At 43.3% G+C, this 15156-nt stretch carries 16 protein-coding genes and 1 other annotated feature (1 of these 17 cut by a window edge); of the genes, 8 read left to right on the top strand and 8 right to left on the bottom strand.

Translation table 11 applies throughout. The features are described 5' to 3' along the window. Positions 1–144: a binding site (T-box leader), on the top strand (it extends 77 nt beyond the left edge of the window). Positions 145–184: 40 nt separating this feature from the next. Then, positions 185–2113: a threonine--tRNA ligase gene (gene thrS, locus ABWW58_RS00255; protein WP_353867304.1), complete on the top strand. Its 1929-nt coding sequence runs from the start codon at positions 185–187 to the stop codon at positions 2111–2113. Between the two features lie 731 nt (positions 2114–2844). On the opposite strand, the gene ABWW58_RS00260 is transcribed toward thrS, so the two are convergent. The 5 genes from ABWW58_RS00260 to ABWW58_RS00280 form a co-directional block, all read right to left on the bottom strand. Next, entirely contained in the window at positions 2845–3030 is a 186-nt protein-coding gene (locus tag ABWW58_RS00260) for a DUF4083 family protein (protein ID WP_353867305.1), read from the bottom strand. Positions 3031–3158: 128 nt separating this feature from the next. Continuing rightward, the gene (locus ABWW58_RS00265) at positions 3159–4151 is read right to left on the bottom strand and encodes an acyltransferase family protein (protein ID WP_353867306.1); all 993 of its coding nucleotides are present in this window, start codon (positions 4149–4151) and stop codon (positions 3159–3161) included. Between the two features lie 459 nt (positions 4152–4610). Continuing rightward, positions 4611–5081, bottom strand: coding sequence for an RpiB/LacA/LacB family sugar-phosphate isomerase (locus tag ABWW58_RS00270; protein WP_093673045.1), 471 nt, complete (start codon positions 5079–5081; stop codon positions 4611–4613). A 103-nt stretch (positions 5082–5184) separates the two neighbouring features. Next, positions 5185–6045: a TIGR03943 family putative permease subunit gene (locus ABWW58_RS00275; RefSeq protein WP_353867307.1), complete on the bottom strand. Its 861-nt coding sequence runs from the start codon at positions 6043–6045 to the stop codon at positions 5185–5187. Positions 6046–6057: 12 nt separating this feature from the next. Continuing rightward, positions 6058–7104: a permease gene (locus tag ABWW58_RS00280; RefSeq protein ID WP_353867308.1), complete on the bottom strand. Its 1047-nt coding sequence runs from the start codon at positions 7102–7104 to the stop codon at positions 6058–6060. Positions 7105–7358: 254 nt separating this feature from the next. On the opposite strand from ABWW58_RS00280, the gene rpsN reads away from it, so the two are divergent. The 4 genes from rpsN to ABWW58_RS00300 all read left to right on the top strand — a co-directional run bounded on the left by rpsN (position 7359) and on the right by ABWW58_RS00300 (position 10315). Next, positions 7359–7628: a 30S ribosomal protein S14 gene (gene rpsN, locus ABWW58_RS00285; protein WP_353867309.1), complete on the top strand. Its 270-nt coding sequence runs from the start codon at positions 7359–7361 to the stop codon at positions 7626–7628. Between the two features lie 99 nt (positions 7629–7727). Further along, positions 7728–8630 carry a metal ABC transporter solute-binding protein gene (locus ABWW58_RS00290; protein WP_353867310.1) on the top strand — a complete coding sequence of 301 codons (903 nt, stop codon included), beginning with the start codon at positions 7728–7730 and terminating at the stop codon, positions 8628–8630. A 27-nt stretch (positions 8631–8657) separates the two neighbouring features. Then, complete coding sequence (locus ABWW58_RS00295) at positions 8658–9431, top strand: metal ABC transporter ATP-binding protein (protein ID WP_353867311.1); 774 nt, start codon at positions 8658–8660, stop codon at positions 9429–9431. Positions 9432–9505: 74 nt separating this feature from the next. Beyond that, entirely contained in the window at positions 9506–10315 is an 810-nt protein-coding gene (locus ABWW58_RS00300) for a metal ABC transporter permease (protein ID WP_353867312.1), read from the top strand. 34 nt (positions 10316–10349) lie between these two features. Here ABWW58_RS00300 and ABWW58_RS00305 read toward each other — a convergent pair whose 3' ends face one another. Then, on the bottom strand, positions 10350–11237 hold the full coding sequence (locus tag ABWW58_RS00305) for a CvfB family protein (RefSeq protein ID WP_353867313.1): 888 nt from the start codon (positions 11235–11237) through the stop codon (positions 10350–10352). Between the two features lie 548 nt (positions 11238–11785). On the opposite strand from ABWW58_RS00305, the gene ABWW58_RS00310 reads away from it, so the two are divergent. From ABWW58_RS00310 to ABWW58_RS00320, 3 genes are all read left to right on the top strand, one after another. Further along, positions 11786–12508: a Crp/Fnr family transcriptional regulator gene (locus ABWW58_RS00310; protein WP_093673031.1), complete on the top strand. Its 723-nt coding sequence runs from the start codon at positions 11786–11788 to the stop codon at positions 12506–12508. A 153-nt stretch (positions 12509–12661) separates the two neighbouring features. Continuing rightward, positions 12662–12898 carry a zinc ribbon domain-containing protein gene (locus ABWW58_RS00315; RefSeq protein ID WP_353867314.1) on the top strand — a complete coding sequence of 79 codons (237 nt, stop codon included), beginning with the start codon at positions 12662–12664 and terminating at the stop codon, positions 12896–12898. A gap of 141 nt (positions 12899–13039) precedes the next feature. Then, positions 13040–13939: a thermonuclease family protein gene (locus ABWW58_RS00320; RefSeq protein WP_353867315.1), complete on the top strand. Its 900-nt coding sequence runs from the start codon at positions 13040–13042 to the stop codon at positions 13937–13939. A 67-nt stretch (positions 13940–14006) separates the two neighbouring features. Here the strand turns inward: ABWW58_RS00320 and yvfG are convergent, their stop codons facing one another. Continuing rightward, a complete protein-coding gene (gene yvfG, locus ABWW58_RS00325; protein WP_353867316.1) occupies positions 14007–14249 on the bottom strand; it encodes a protein YvfG in 243 nt (80 codons plus the stop codon). A 38-nt stretch (positions 14250–14287) separates the two neighbouring features. Then, entirely contained in the window at positions 14288–14956 is a 669-nt protein-coding gene (locus ABWW58_RS00330) for a B3/B4 domain-containing protein (protein ID WP_353867317.1), read from the bottom strand. Positions 14957–15156 lie beyond the last annotated feature (200 nt).

The following is a 15156-nucleotide window of genomic DNA, read 5'->3' on the forward strand; positions in this document are numbered from 1 at the left end:
GTATAGCGACTTACCGCCTTCGAGCTTCAGCGATGAAATTAGAGTAGTTGCTGACGGCACAGCCGTTATTTGATTAAGTGCCGTGGCCCCATGCGGGTTGCGGAAGCAAGGGTGGAACCACGAGCTTAAACACTCGTCTCTTATTGGAGACGGGTGTTTTCTATTTTTCAAAGGAGTGAAAGTTATGTCATCTGTTTCATTAACCTTTCCCGATGATTCTGTTCGGGAATTTCCAAAAGGCGTTACATCGGAACAAGTTGCAGAATCAATCAGTTCAAGTCTTAAGAAAAAGGCGGTCGCGGGCAAGGTCAACGGCAATCTGTACGACTTGACCCGGCCGATTGAGGAAGACGCGGCTGTAGAAATCGTTACGCTGGATTCGGAAGACGGCTTGGAAATCATGCGCCACAGCAGCGCACACTTATTAGCCCAGGCATTAAAGCGTATCTATCCTGACGTTAAATTAGGCATTGGTCCTGTTATTAAGAACGGTTTTTATTATGATGTCGATATGGAACATTCACTTTCTAAAGAGGATTTTCCTAAAATCGAAAAAGAAATGAAAAAGATCGTTAGTGAAAATCTGCCGATCGTGCGCAAGGAAGTCAGCCGCGCTGAAGCCATTGATCTTTTCACAAAATTAAATGATCATTTGAAGCTTGAATTGATCCGTGATTTGCCGGAAGACGCGACGATTACGATCTATTCACAAGGTGAGTATGTTGATCTTTGCCGCGGACCGCATCTGCCGTCAACTGGCAAGATTAAAGTGTTCAAGTTGATGAATGTATCCGGAGCTTATTGGCGGGGCAATAGCGACAATCAAATGCTGCAGCGTATTTACGGAGTTGCCTTCTTAAAGCAGAAAGAACTGGATGCACATCTCCATTTTCTTGAAGAGGCTGCGAAACGTGATCATCGTAAGCTTGGCAAACAGCTGGAATTGTTCATGTTCTCTGAAGAAGCACCAGGCATGCCGTTCTACCTGACGAACGGACAAATCATTCGTACCGAATTGGAAAACTTCTCGCGTGAACTACAACGCCAAGTGGATTATGACGAAGTACGCACGCCATTGATGATGAATCAGAGACTCTGGGAAAATTCAGGCCACTGGGATCACTATCATGAGAACATGTATTTCACGAAAGTGGATGATGTGAACTATGCACTCAAGCCGATGAACTGTCCGGGTCACATGTTGATCTATAAGGATACCTTGCATTCCTATCGCGACCTTCCGATTCGTATTGCAGAATTCGTCCAGGTTCACCGCCATGAACTAAGCGGCGCGCTGAATGGTATGCTGCGTGTTCGTACGTTCTGCCAGGATGATGCGCACATTTTTGTTCGTCCGGATCAGATTGAAAGTGAAATCAAGAATATTTTCCAATTGATTGGTAAGATTTACGAAACATTCGGGTTCAAATATACAGTGGAGCTTTCAACAATGCCTGAAGATCATATGGGCAGCTTGGAAATGTGGCAGCAGGCAGAAGCGGGTCTGAAACGCGTGCTTGAGGCAATCAATCAGCCGTATACGATCAACGCAGGCGACGGCGCATTCTACGGTCCGAAGATCGACTTCCATATTAAGGATGCCATTGGGCGTGAACATCAATGTGCCACGATTCAACTCGACTACCAGATGCCGGAGAAATTTGACCTTACGTATATTGATGAAAATAATGAAAAGGTACGTCCGGTCGTTATCCACCGTGCCGTTTATGGTTCACTGGACCGCTTCTTCGCGATCCTGATCGAACACTTTGCCGGTGCGTTTCCAACTTGGCTGGCACCGACTCAAGTGCAGCTGATTCCGGTTGCCGATGTACACATTGACTATGTCAAGAGACTTGTGACCGACATGAAGAAAGTTGGTATTCGTGCTCACGCTGATCTGCGCGGTGAGAAGTTGGGCTACAAGATCCGCGACGCACAGACGCACAAGATTCCATACATGCTCGTCATCGGTGATCAGGAAATCGAGAAGAATGCTGTGAATGTGCGTAAATATGGTGAACAGGAATCCAAGACAGTCGCCTATGATGTGTTCAAAGCGGATATTTTGAAAGAAATCAAGAACAGAGTCACCCCCGTTCCGAAATCCTGACCAAAACAGATCAATTGAATAGATGAAAAAAGCAGGTGGAGTCGCTCCACCTGCTTTTTTTAGATCAAATTAACTTGCAGACGTAAGATGCATAACACAATTCTTGGACAGGCAGCATGATAAGGTAAAGCATACGAAAAGGGAATGCGCATAAACGAAAGTTTGATCATTCAATGCACGAAATTCGTAACGAATGAGCCAAAACTCGTAACGAAGGAGTCCCAAACCGTAACGAGGACTCTCAAATTCTTAACGAAGAATCAGAATAAGAGCGCGAGCGGAGTCCATGCACGAAAGCTGAAGTTCAATGCACGAAAAATAGGGTCCAATGCACGAAAATCAAACTCCAATGCACGAAAATCAGAGATCAATGCATAAATAAGAGCGCGAGTCGAGTCCATGCACGAAAGCTGAAGTTCAATCACGAAAAGTCGGGTCCAATGCACGAAAATCAGAGATCAATGCATAAAAGTGAGCGCGAGCGGAGTCTATGCACGAAAGCTGAAGTTCAATGCACGAAAAATAGGGATCAATGCACGAAAACCAAGGTCCAATGCATGAAAATCAGAGCTCAATGCATAAATAAGAGCGCGAGCGGAGTCCAGTTATGAATTTTCTTAGGCTACAAGGTCTGTATTTACTGTGAAGGGTAAATTATCCACGCTAACGACCGAGGATTCTTCCCAAAAGAAAAACGCCGCAAATGAAGGGTGCGGCGTTTCCAACTTGCTCTATTTTCGTTGATCCAGTTTCTTGCTGATCTCATCCAACTTTTCAAGAATTTCTTTGTTTCTTCGTTCAGGTGAATGGACGAGCAGGTTTTTAATCAAAAAAATGATGATAAAGATTGTGACCCCAACAAGTATAAGCATAACTATCAGCTGAAAAATAATATTGCCCATACTAAAAGACAACACATCCATTCCTCCAATACCCAAAAGGTTCGATATCTAAGTATAGCATCAACTTTTTAGCACAATCACAATAAAAAATCTCCGATGTTGCTCGGATATTTTCATCATCTTAGTTGGTCATTTTTCCACTATTAGTGTTGCAAATGCGGCATCTTAATTTCAATAATCGGTTCGGTAAATAGGCGTACCGGACGGCTAGCAAGCAGGTAGCACAGAGCCAGCGATGCGGCGAACAAAAATGAATATTGATACAAGTCTTGAATGCTGTCGTAAATCGGGAACAGAACAATTGTTTTAATGAAAAATCCATGAAGCAGATAGATATACAAGGTGTTTTTCCCAAGTGCTGTAAATGAAAAATGTTTTCTCGGAATCAGTGACATGAATGCAAAGATCGTCAGTAAAGCTACACCGTAAACAGCAAGGCGAACGAGGCTGCCTTGCACCGCTGTTAGCCCAAAGGTTTGATAGGATGAATCATAGAGCACCCAATCTTGAAGATCCTTTGGGAAGATGAAATGGCAGGCAAGGAAGACGCCGGTTAAAACCGCGATTCCCCCGATTCGGACCGGTGTGCGTGTCAAAATAGTCGTAAACTGTTCCTTATTCAATAAGTAACCTAGATAGAAGAAAGGGAAGAAAGCGAGTGTACGGGACGCGCTAAAATCCGTTCCGATTGTGTCAAAGAGCCCGGAGCAGACACCAATTAAGATCGCAACGGGAAAACCGAATTTCCCGAGCTTTGAAAATGGTATGATCATCAGCTTCCAAAACAGGATACTGATCAAGAACCACAAGGTCCAATGCGGCGATACTAAATCGACTTTAAAAGCTTTGGTGTAGCCGGTCACGTAATAAAAATAAGAATAAATCATTTGAAAGATCATGTAGGGAATGATCGTCTTTTTAATTGCGTTTTTCACATAACCTTGTTTGTTGAAGTGCTTGGAGAAAAAACCGGAAATAAGAATAAACGCAGGCATATGGAAAATAAAGATGAACGTGTAAAGTGAATAAATCACAGGCATGTCGGATTTAAGATTTGTCAAGCTGTGTCCGAAAACAACAAGCAAGATTAAGAAGAATTTGGCGTTATCAAAATAACTGTCTCTGATTTTCGTCATAAGTTTCTTCTCTCCCTTTTCACTGGTTATCATAGGATTTTCGTTCCCTTTCGTGATTAAGTTGTGGTTGTCATGAAGCAATCATGCGAATGCAAAAAGGATGTAACACAGTAATAATTAAGACGAATGAATCGACCTTTTATGCGTTTATTCTTACGCAGGACTATTAAATTTGGCTTAACAGATCTGCGGAGTTATACAAAAATTCCACACAAAAAAAGCTCCTTGATTATCTCTTGCCTTTGCTTCCGGATCAGTTCCGGATCGAAGAGAAATTAAGAAGCAGAATATGTTATAACACATTTAAAAAGCGTTTTCAATATGTGTGCAAACATTAAATTTAAGTTACATTTTTAAGGGGACGTTGTAGGTTTTTTTCAATTAAATGGGGAACAAACGAGCAAAAAACAGCCTCCTGTGAAGGAGACTGTTTTGATTGGCTTATTGATTAAAGGGCTTTCAGATTTCGGACAACTTTTTCAAGTGTTTCTCGGAAATAGCTTGTACTTTCTTAATTCGATTCGTATATTTTTCGATGCCGCTGAGTACATCCGTGTGCATCCAGACATTGACAATTTCCAGTGCGATGCCGGAACCGATAATTTTTCCACCGATACAGAGTACGTTGCTGTCTGTGTGCTGACGCGCAAGCTTCGCGCAGAACGGGTCTTGGCAAACGGCCGCGTTCAACCCGTAGATGCGGTTCGCAATTAACGCGCTTCCGTAACCAACACCATCGACAAAAATACCGCGATCGGCTTCACCTTTGGCGACTGCAAGTGATGCAGGGTAAATGTAATCAGACAGGTCACATGATTCCTTGCTGTCTGTTCCGAAATCGATGACTTCATGTCCTTCATTTTCGAGCCAAGCTTTGATTTCACCTTTAAGTTCATAACCGGCATGGTCACTTGCCATTGCGATTTTCACGATTCATACCTCCAGAGGATTAGCTATCTTTTTTATTCTTACCTATTATAATATATGATTCAGTGAAGTTAATGAAAAGGTGACCATTCTCCCGAAATAAAAATTAATCGAGCAAGATACCGTTGTCATAGACATAGGGATGATCCGGTTCTTTGATCGGCTTAATTTGTGTATTTGTGAGTACCGGAACGTGCGCGCTGGCGTGCTTGGCTGTATCAATTGTGCCGCTGACACGCACCCAGCTGTCTTTTTTAAGCGCAGCAACGTTTCCCTTCGTCAGGACACCATAAACCGATGCATCGGCTATGCAGCATGAAATATCGAAACGCGCAGTGATGATCTCATCTGAAGCAACGTGCTGGTCGCGGTAGACGAATCCGGTCAGCAGCAATCGTTTGCCTTTGAAAGCACGAGGATCTTGCTCAAGCATAGTTAAAATATAGGTGTAATGCGAATCGTCCACAGTTATCGTCTTCTGCTTTAACAACTTTTTCTTAAGTGAATTAAATTGTTTTTGGCTAATCGGATTCCTTAAGCTGCCTGCAGGTGTTGTACTATTGCCGGAATTTGATGATTGCCCCTGCGTTTTTACTGGTGAGGCTTGTTTGAAGGTACGATTTGCCGCGACATCGCTGCCTAAAGTGTGGTTGGGAAAAACAAATCCTGTAAGGAACGGAAAGAAAAAGAGACAAAAGAAAATGAGCGTGTGCAAACCGCGCTTAGGGAGAGGATGCTCATGTCCGCAATCGCTGCAGTAATCATGACTGCTCTCTGGCGGCACGATAAAATGGACAAGACTGAGCAAAGCGAGCGCCACAATACTTATATTTGTATAGATCACCAGTTTCGGAGACAAGTAATATTTGAGATCGCCATACATTGCCAGTCGAAAGAGAAATAGAGCAATGCCTCCAAGCACAATACCTCGCAGATAGTGATGAAATGCATTTCGCTGTTCATCCATAGTTTGTCACCCTCATATGAGAAAATCTATTAGTCGGCTTAGAATATAAACGGTTGTTGTCGTTAGTAGAAAGAAAACCAGTACAAAACGAAACTTGAAGGAACCAAGCATCATCATTGTATTTTTGATGTCCAACATCGCGCCAAAGACAAGAAAAGCAGTAACCGCACCAGGTGAAAACATGCCGGTAAATGAAGAGGCAAGAAATGCGTCGGAGGTAGAGCACACAGACAAAAGATAGGCCAGTCCCATCATTGAAGCAGATCCAAGCACCGGATTTGAGCCGATGGAGGTGAGCAAATGCTGATTAAAGAAAGTCTGGAAGGAACTGGCGATTAATGCGCCAAAAATGAAGTATTTGGCGGTATCAAAGAATTCATTGCTCATGTGCAAGAGCAGATCGTGTATGTGTGGATGTTCGTGATCGTGATCATGTTGATGATGGTGATGCGCATGTTCATAAAATGCTTGCCAAGTGACGACATCATTTGTATTTCGTGCGGCCCCTTTTATTATTGATGTATTCCGAAACAGAAAATATACAGCACCGCCGATGAGAAGCGATGCGAGCAGGGCGACCGACATGCGGGCATATAAAATCATGGGATTATTCTGGAAGGCGTAAAAAGTGGATAGAAAAACGACTGGGTTAAGAATGGGAATCGATGTGATCATGACAATACCAAGATGCTGAGGCAGTCCTTTTTTGATCAGGCTGCGGATGACCGGAATGATGGCACACTCGCAAATAGGGAAAAGAAGCCCAGTCAATGCCGCAGGAATCATGGCGATCAGTCGGCGACCCGAAAATAAACGCTGAACAAAATCTTCGTTAATGAATGTTTGAATCACAACGGAAACAACAACTCCAATCAAGATAAAGGGGAGAGATTCAATGACCATACTTAGAAAAATGGTATTGAAACTATAGAATTGCGTTGGAATCTGTTTTGGTGCTATGCCTGTTGTTTTTTCTGAAAAGAAAATCAGAATAAAGAAAAACAGGAAAAAGACAATGGTCATGGGATGGCTGATGCGTTTGGAGTAGGATGTATTCAAGATAGTTTGTCTCCTTTTTGGGTGTGATGGATCGTTATGAATGGTGTCAATTTGGCATTTGTGCGCGGCATCCAAAGCGATCTTTTTTGCCAATCAAATCGATGTCTCTTTTTTTAACACTATGTCGAATGAATCGTGATAGAACCATTAAGTTCGTTTTCGTACGGGTTTCGGCTTGCACTTCTAGATAATTGGTGTTTTAATAGATAGTGCAAAACGTAATTATTACGATTTGAAAAGAAGGGAACATTTTCATGGCTAAAAAATCTAAAGTAGTAAAAGAACTGAAACGTGAAGCGCTTGTTGCCAAGTATTCGGAATTAAGACGCGAGTTGAAAGAAAAAAAGGATTATGCAGCGCTTGCCAAGCTTCCTCGTGAGTCATCACCGACACGCTTGCACAACCGCTGTCCGTTGACCGGTCGCCCTCATGGCTATATGCGTAAATTCGATATGTCACGTATTGCTTTTCGTGACTATGCCCATAAAGGTCAAATCCCGGGTGTAAGGAAAGCAAGCTGGTAATGACTTGACAAAATAAAACGTAATCGTTACTATTTATATTTGTTGTTAAATCGTAATCATTACGTTTATATACATAGATAATGGGAGGAATAAAACAAGATGATGAAACGACGGTCGAACAAAGCAGCTTTTCTTATGGGAATTATAATTCTGCTAGTCGGTCTGTTAGCAGGATGTGGCAGTAGTTCAGCTTCTGATGACAAATCATCCAACAAGATTAGTATTGTCGCGGCTGAAGATTTTTATGGAGAGGTAGCAAATGCGGTTGGAGGAAAGCATGTATTGGTCACCTCGATTATTAATAAGCCAAACATGGATCCTCATGATTTTGAAGCAACACCTCAGACAGCGAAAGCGGTTAGCTCTGCGAAACTTGTAATCTATAATGGTATTGGTTACGATGGCTGGATGGAGAAACTTGTATCCAATCAAAAATCGGGCAATGTGATTCGTGTCGGCGAAGATGTCATGAACAAGAAAGATGGCGACAACGAACACCTATGGTATCAGCCGGATACGATGCTGGCGTTAGCAAATCATCTTGCAGACAAATTAGGAAAGTTAGATTCCGCTAACGCTGATGAATATAAAGACAATGCCGCGAAATATATAGCTTCGATTAAACCAATTAAAGATGAAGTTGCAAAACTTAGTAAAAAATCGGATAATAAATTAGTTGACGTTTCAGAGCCTGTATTTGATTATATGCTTGAAGCGCTAGGCTATAAAGTGGCAAATAACCACTTCGAACAAGCGGTAGAGGAAGAATCAGATCCGTCACCGAAAGATATCGCGCAAATGCAACAGGATATTGAAAAGAAAAAAATCGCTTTCTTTGTCAGCAATAGTCAAGAAATGAGTCCTACGGTTGAGAAAATGGTAAAACTGGCAAACAAGCATCACGTTCCAGTCATTAAAGTGACTGAAACATTGCCTGCGGGTAAGAACTATAAAACATGGATACTTGATGAATTAAAGCAAATTGAAGAAGCACAAAAATAACAAAAGTAAAAGCAAGGAGGTCTTTTGATGCTGCGCAATCTCCAAGTCGATCAACTGCAGGTCAGTTTTAATGGTCAAGAAGTGTACAATAATCTATCTTTAAACGTGTCTGCAGGTGAACTGTTTGCAGTTATCGGACCGAACGGGGCGGGAAAGTCAACCTTGCTTAAATGTATTCTGGGTCTGTTAAAACCCCAATCCGGCTCAATCCGAATTGAAGCAGATCATAAAAAGGCGGTTGTCGGTTATGTACCTCAGTCGCGAGCAATTGACGATGAAGTGCCGATTGAAACAAAAGATTTTATTTCACTCGGACAATGTTCAGGTCTATTGCCATGGCTTTCTAAAAAGGAACGAGCTTCATTACAGGAAATCATGCAATTTACTGATACAACGCGATTTGCTAAGAAAGCGATTGGCAAGCTTTCAGGCGGAGAACGGCAGCGCGCTTTTCTTGCTCAAGCGCTTGTCCGCTACCCTGACTTGCTCCTTTTAGATGAATCGACGGCAAATCTTGATCCTGAAGCTCAGAAAGAAATGATGGAGCTCGTTAAACGAGTTGCACGAGAATGGAATGTTGCGGTCATCTTTATTAGCCATGATCTCAATCTCGTTAAGGAGTATGCTGATCGCTTAATGTTGATCGCACCCGGGCGCCATGAGATCTCGGAGAGTACGGCGATCCTTGATCAACCGGAAAAGCTGAGACAGTACTACCATAAGGTACCGGAAGCAAATGAAGAACATGCGGTGCCTTTAGATTCCTTCCTTGACAGTCATCTTAATGGAACAGTTAGGTGAAAAAGATGCCATCGCCTAAAGAATAATGAACTTTTTTGAATCTGCCATAGTGGCAATCTGGAGGATTAAAACAGATGTTTCAATATGACTTTATGCAGCATGCTTTTATAGCGGGAACCTTGATCGCCATCATGTGCGGAGCGATTGGTGTTTTTATAATAGGAAGAAATCTATCCTTTATTGCTCATACATTTTCGCATATTGGTTTTGCCGGTGCTTCTTTCGCCGTATTTGCCGGCATTGATCCGCTGCTTGGACTTCTGCTCTTTACCCTTCTTGGGGCTCTAGGTGTCGGGCAATTGGGTGTCAAGATGTTCCGGAGAGATGCTTCCGTAAGCGTGATCCTTAGTCTTGCCCTTGGTCTTGGGATCCTTTTTCTCTCATTATCGAATGTTCAGGCAAGCTTTACGAAAACGATTCTGTTTGGAAGTGTTGTTGGCATCGACCTGCAGGATGTGTGGCAGATTATTATATTGTCCATCTTTGTTTTGCTCGCACTCGCGGTCAGCTATCGCTGGTTAAAGTTTGATTCTTTTGATCAACTTGGCGCCCAGTCTGCAGGGTTGCCGATTCGTTGGATTTCAATTGGCTTTCTGCTGCTGATGGCAGTTGCTGTCAGTGTCACGGTGCAGATTGTTGGTGCGTTGCTGGTGTTTGCACTTATGACGATTCCTGCTGCAGCCGCGCGTTTTTATACACAATCAATCTTCGGAATGATTCTGCTTTCTGCCCTAATCGCTGTTCTTGGTGTATGGTTTGGGCTGATCATCGGTTACTACACCAACGCGCCGGTCAGCTTTTTTATTGTTTGTTTTGTTGCCGCCGCGTATTTTTTTGGTATGATTTATCACCGCCTTACGGAGCGGCGACGCATTGCCGCTTAACTGAACTAAAAGAAGAAAAGCCCTGATCAGGGATTTAACCTTGATCAGGGCTTTTTGACGTTTCGTCTTGCTTTAAATAGCTCCATCCATCTTCTTGGTACAGCTTTCCCTCTTTCATTAACTGACCGAGTGCCTTTTTGAAATCGCCTTTACTGATGCCAAACCGTTTTTTGATCTCTTCGGGAAGACTTTTATCCCAGTAGGGCATTGCTCCATCCCGGCTGTTCATGTATGCGACGATTTTTTCCGAATTTCCGCCAATCACTTCATAGCTTCTCGGTTTCATCGACAGGTTCAGCTTGCCGTTCTCTTTCACATCGACGACCCGGCATTCAATGGATTGACCGATGCGGATGGTGCCGTTTGTCTCGGCGGTATGAATGAAGCCGAGATAGCCTTCCTCAGTCAACACATGGGCGCCATCATCAAGTAACCGATAAATAGTCGCGTGGACATCTTTGTTCCGCAGCTTCTCCGGTGCGGGTATCGACAGAGTGCTGATCACCGTTTCGTCCGCCAAGCGAGCAAATAAACGCTGTTTTTTATCCAATTTCAAACTGCAGTAAACTCGTTCACCGGGCTGCGGCCAGTAGAACCATTCGTATGGAAGATCATCCTTGGAGAGCAAGAGATCTTTGCTGACACCTATATCGAGAAAGACGCCATACTTTTTGTGCTGTGAGGTGGCTGTAGCCCAGTCAAAGGAGTCAAATCGCACAGTAGGGATCGTCATCGTCGCTGCAATCCGTCCTTGGTGATCCTGATAGAGAAAGACAGTGATTTTGTCTTTATCATTCAACTTGCCGATTACATCGTTTTCGTGGAGCAGTACCTCGTGCGTGCCATCGGTGAGAAAATAGCCAAATGGCGCTTTATGTGAAACCTCTAAGGTCACAATTGTTCCGACTGTCAGTTCTGCCAAATTTGTTCCTTCTTTCTTCCATTCATTGTCATTACCGCAATACGATGGTTTTGTATTCATTATAGCATGAGTATGTCCGATCCTATTCATGTGTTTAAAGATGAAAAAAGGTAAGCGGATACTTTTCTAAGGTTGTATGATTTTCGTCACATAGAACGATTGAGATGCTGTTGCGCAACAAAGACGAACGGCGAAGTACTTTCTTTGCGGTTTTGGATGATTCGTTACGATTTTTGATGTCTTCGTTACGAGTCTGGAATTCGTTACTATTTTCAATGAATACGTTACGATTTTTCCTCTCTTGGGTTGAACTTCCCAAGGGTTCGGTTCAACTTTTCACTCGTTAGGTTGAACTTGTCTTTCGTTCAGTGGAACTTTAAATCATTTCTTGCTGCGCATCTCGCGCCTTCTGTGAATCATAATTATGAAAGGTAAGCGGATACTTTTATAAGGTTGTATGATTTCCGTCACACTTATCGCGTTGAATTAAGAAATAATCTTGTATAATGAAATAAGATAAAGCTATCGAACAATAAGGGCGTGATGCTATGGAAGAGGTTGCTTGCTTGAAACAGGACGGATTAAACAATACATGTATGTTTTCAAAGCAGAGTCTGCAAGCGCTGAAATCAGTAATGACCGTGACAACTTATAAAAAGGGTGTGAATATATTCTGGGAAGGAGATCATGCCGACAAGCTCTTTTACATGCTTGGAGGACGTGTTAAGCTGTTCAAATCCGCGTATGATGGTAAGGATCTTGTGCTTCATTACTTTATGGAAGGCGATTTATTCGGCGAGATCGGCTGCTTGGGAAGCGTGGAAAATTCCTTTACTGCGGCGACTGTTACGGAATGCACGGTTGGAATTATTTCTGAAAAAGATCTTGAGCCGTTGCTGCTGTCCAATGCGAGTCTGTCCTTCGAATTTATGAAATGGATCGGTATGATGGGGCAGTACACGCAAATCAAGATGAGGGATTTAATCTTCTATGGTAAGAATGGTGCGCTCGCTTCAACACTTCTCAGGATGATCCATGGATACAGCCGCACTGATGAAGATGGTATTCACTATACAATCAGTTTGACGAATTCCGATTTAGCTCAGTTAATCGGTTCGACGCGTGAAACGGTGAACCGAATGTTGCAGTCTTGGAAAAGTGATGGCGCGATTGACTATTATCATGGGTCGATTGTGATCAAGGATTTGACGTATATTAAAGCGATTTGTCATTGTGAAGATCGGTGCCCGATGAACATCTGCCGTCTTTGATGCGGCATTAACTTTTAGAGCGGCCTCTTTTTTGCTGAGCGGTCGTTTCTTTATATGGGAGACCAGTCTGATTCAACTCGACCACTTATTGCCGAGTTGAATCAGCGTCATAGGTCTCCAATTTTTTTGTTTGGAAGCAGGTTCAATAATAGCTTGAACACGAACGTTTGTGCTGTAATTAAACTTGGCATCGCCTGCACGCACAAAAAACCATGGCATAACAAGGTCCTTCAGCCAAGACAGCTCGCTGACTTCAAAAACGTGCAAGAAGATGATGATGGGAAACATGAACCGGGTGTCCGTGAATGGACGTGTCCGCATTGCGGCATGCACCATGATCGGGATGTCAACGCAGCGAAAAATAGTTTAAATAGGGCAATTGCCTACTAAATAAAAAAATGCTTGGTACAAGCCTTAGTAAAAAGTCTTAACCTCAACTTGGGTTTTTCAAGCAAGTATGAGACGTTCCTAGAAACTCGGGATTTTAATCCCGATGCAATTCACGTCCAAAACAATGAATAGGTGAACATGATGAAAAAAAGTATGATGACGTTTATTGGGAGCTTAATGGCGATCGTTCTGCTTTCAGGTTGCGCGCAGTTCGATGAAAGCGGTCAGTCGGATGCATCAAGCGCGACAACCCCGTCACCTGAATCAAGCACACCGGCTGAATCCGCCTCTACCGCAAGCGGAAATTCACAAGTAGTCGTCAACAAAGTTGACGTGCCCAGAGGTGCCGTGAATGCAAAAGTGATCAAGGTCGTTGACGGTGATACGTTGCAGGTGTTGTATCAGAAGAAAATTTCAACTGTGCGTGTGCTTCTGATCGATACGCCGGAGACGCACCATCCAAAATTAGGGGTCCAGCCTTATGGGCCGGAAGCAAGCGCCCATGCGCATCAGTTGCTGGATGGGAAAACCGTAGCGCTTGAGCTTGCCAAAAATGGAGGACGTGATAAATACGGGCGGATGCTCGCTTATGTCTTTGTTAATGGCAGATCCTTTGAAGAGCTGCAGCTTGCAAGCGGACTGGCGCGTGTCGCCTATGTCTATCCGCCAAATACCAACTATGTTGATCAATACCGGGCGATTGAGGCACAGGCGAAAAAAAAGAAAATTGGTATTTGGTCTGTGAGCGGCTACGCTGAGGCAAACGGCTTTCATCCGGATGTGATGAAGGGAACAGAAGTCTATAAAGAGACACAGAAAAGCGGTGGTCAAGCGTCGAGTAGTGCCGCAGAAGCGACAACCGCAGGTCAAACATCACCGACTGAGACGGGTGATTGTAATGGCGCGATTAAGGGCAATGTCTCATCTCGAGGAAAGATTTATCATATGCCCTCCGATCGATACTATAAAGTGACTAAGGCGGAACTATGCTTTAAAAGTCGTAAGGACGCGGAAAAAGCGGGATTTCGGGCAGCAAAATGATATACATATACGTATAGGAATGATCAAAAAGATCGTCTAGAACTCGGTGTTCCGGACGATCTTTTAATTATTGCTGCATTTGTTGTTGCTGCGCGATTTCCGTTTTAACTTCCTTGTATGCCGTATCCAGATTCCGAATCCGGCGTATCAGTTCAAAATTTTTGTTGATCCGGTCTTGAATGATTGCGGAAACGACGGTGTGGTAGTAGCTGTTCATCGTTTGCGCTGGGGTCTGAACATCGCTGTTTTTCTCAATCTGTAAATGAAGTGCTTTTTTAAAATAATCAATGCTGAATAAATCTGAGTTCATTTTTTCTCCTCCTCGCGCAAGTCACTAATGACTATATTCTATTGGATCAACGTAAATTCATGGTTTCCACCATGGACTTGGGTGAACATTTCTGCCATTTTATCGATCAGTTGACGTGCTTCTTTATGATCCATTGAAGGTCTTAGATAAACGATTTGCAGGGCGCACGTGGTTTGCTCGGTTACGCAGGTTCGTTTCGAATCGACAATCGGGCTGCCGAACGCGCTGATCGCGTCCGCGGAGACAATCTTTTCATTCATATGCATGGTTCTCCCGTTCAGTCCTTCATACTGGTCCGCTTCAGTACCAACTTTTATTTGTACAGGCCCGCGAAGCTGTTCCGCGTCATACAAGCCCATGGGGATGCTGTGCTGAACACTGAAAAAGTTAAGTAAATCGACGGCTGAGTGGATAAAATGCGGACGACCGTCTTTTTTTATTTTTCGCAGCAGTGCTTCTTGCGATGGACGGTAACGAGAAGGATCGGTTCCGACCTTTTTAAAAACAGATCGCCATTCCTTGACTCCGGCGATTTCGCTTACCGGATGTTCGTCCAATGAAAGCTGTATATTCTCATAATAAAGCGGCAGGCGGTCACCGATTAATGGAGGCAAGTCGCCAATGACAATCGACGGATAATAAATGACACCGATTTTAAAACCAGGTACTGCATCTCTTAATTGAGAAGAAATCGAAACATCAACCATAACGCGCCTCCTGACTGACCAATCTACCAATAGTGTACCATAATTGATCTTATTTTCTTTAGTACGTTTGCTATAATGTTAGTTAAGAAAATGAAAAGGGATGGTTCCAATGGTAGTAATTAATCTGCGATGGTCACTTAGAGTCAATGAAATTCTTCTTCCCAAATAGTTGTTTATTTGTGAGGATATAGAGGAGTTCG

This window comes from Sporolactobacillus caesalpiniae, assembly GCF_040513385.1.
Taxonomy (GTDB): domain Bacteria; phylum Bacillota; class Bacilli; order Bacillales; family Sporolactobacillaceae; genus Sporolactobacillus.

Coding starts and splice junctions, on each gene's coding strand:
- yvfG (WP_353867316.1), bottom strand. CDS start 14,249: ATGAACTCAGATTTATTCAGCATTGATTATTTTAAAAAAGCACTTCAT.
- ABWW58_RS00300 (WP_353867312.1), top strand. CDS start 9,506: ATGTTTCAATATGACTTTATGCAGCATGCTTTTATAGCGGGAACCTTG.
- ABWW58_RS00265 (WP_353867306.1), bottom strand. CDS start 4,151: ATGACGAAAATCAGAGACAGTTATTTTGATAACGCCAAATTCTTCTTA.
- ABWW58_RS00275 (WP_353867307.1), bottom strand. CDS start 6,045: ATGGATGAACAGCGAAATGCATTTCATCACTATCTGCGAGGTATTGTG.
- ABWW58_RS00295 (WP_353867311.1), top strand. CDS start 8,658: ATGCTGCGCAATCTCCAAGTCGATCAACTGCAGGTCAGTTTTAATGGT.
- ABWW58_RS00330 (WP_353867317.1), bottom strand. CDS start 14,956: ATGGTTGATGTTTCGATTTCTTCTCAATTAAGAGATGCAGTACCTGGT.
- ABWW58_RS00310 (WP_093673031.1), top strand. CDS start 11,786: ATGGAAGAGGTTGCTTGCTTGAAACAGGACGGATTAAACAATACATGT.
- rpsN (WP_353867309.1), top strand. CDS start 7,359: ATGGCTAAAAAATCTAAAGTAGTAAAAGAACTGAAACGTGAAGCGCTT.
- ABWW58_RS00290 (WP_353867310.1), top strand. CDS start 7,728: ATGATGAAACGACGGTCGAACAAAGCAGCTTTTCTTATGGGAATTATA.
- thrS (WP_353867304.1), top strand. CDS start 185: ATGTCATCTGTTTCATTAACCTTTCCCGATGATTCTGTTCGGGAATTT.
- ABWW58_RS00320 (WP_353867315.1), top strand. CDS start 13,040: ATGAAAAAAAGTATGATGACGTTTATTGGGAGCTTAATGGCGATCGTT.